Source organism: Streptomyces sp. DH12 (assembly GCF_020873895.1).
Lineage (GTDB): Bacteria > Actinomycetota > Actinomycetes > Streptomycetales > Streptomycetaceae > Streptomyces.
Genome location: NZ_JAHWGT010000210.1, coordinates 1 through 807 on the forward strand (window position 1 = coordinate 1; position 807 = coordinate 807).

An 807-nucleotide genomic window follows, 5' to 3' on the forward strand; every position below is an offset into this window, starting at 1 on the left:
GGACAGCCCATGGTCGCGAAGCGTAAATACTCCTGATCATGGATGTCCGTGCCTGCCAGCGCCGCCCAACACGACGGACGGCGACAAAGGGGCGTCAGCTGGCTACGCCGAAACCCTCAGCCCTCACTAATGACTGTGGCTTGGATACCCGTGATGAGGTTATTTATAGCCTCGGGCATGCGCCCGAAAGATGCCAGCCATGACTCAACGAGATAGATTTCACTCTCATCGTCGATGCCCAGGAAGAATCGACCCTCATCGAGAACACCGATGGGGAAAATGGACTTCTTGACTTCTTCTCCCCACTCCAAGAATCGATCCCCTTCCCCTTCACAAAGAAGGGGATCGAACTCAAACGGTTCGCGAGTTCGATTAATCCCAGATCCGGAGATATTAACTGCGATACCGCCGAACTCAGTCAAGAATGCACTAGCCGCCGCGTGCCTTTGCAGACCTTCGGCCTCGAAAGCCGAAAGCCATGGCTCCGGGTCAACCTGGCGGCCGGGTGTCCAGCCGGCCGCACGCAGGACTTGATCAACTTCCGCGGAATAGATTTCCATAGGAGCTCCTCGTTATGTCCGCCGATTAATTGGCGGTCACGAAATCGATTTCGAAGGCGTCTTCCAGCGCTACACAGCTATCGCACGGGCCAACGGGCTGACCATGCGCTTCAGCACTCACAGATCCTCGGACCTTGACGGCGGCCGCTTGCGCTCCTGTCGGATCGTGACCAGCATTGAGCGCCTGAGTAATGCACTGGGCTAGACCGCAACGCCCATGCCCAGATCCTCTCTCATCCGCCGGTAT

The 807-nt window shown here is 57.1% G+C and carries 1 protein-coding gene; it reads right to left on the reverse strand.

Going from position 1 to position 807, the window contains the following annotated elements; genetic code table 11:
- Positions 1–116 precede the first annotated feature (116 nt).
- Positions 117–560, reverse strand: a complete 444-nt coding sequence (locus LPA54_RS33570) for an SUKH-3 domain-containing protein (protein ID WP_228916200.1) — start codon at positions 558–560, stop codon at positions 117–119.
- Positions 561–807 lie beyond the last annotated feature (247 nt).

Excerpts from the sequence above, each read along its gene's own strand:
- LPA54_RS33570 (WP_228916200.1), bottom strand. The coding sequence starts at position 560 with ATGGAAATCTATTCCGCGGAAGTTGATCAAGTCCTGCGTGCGGCCGGC.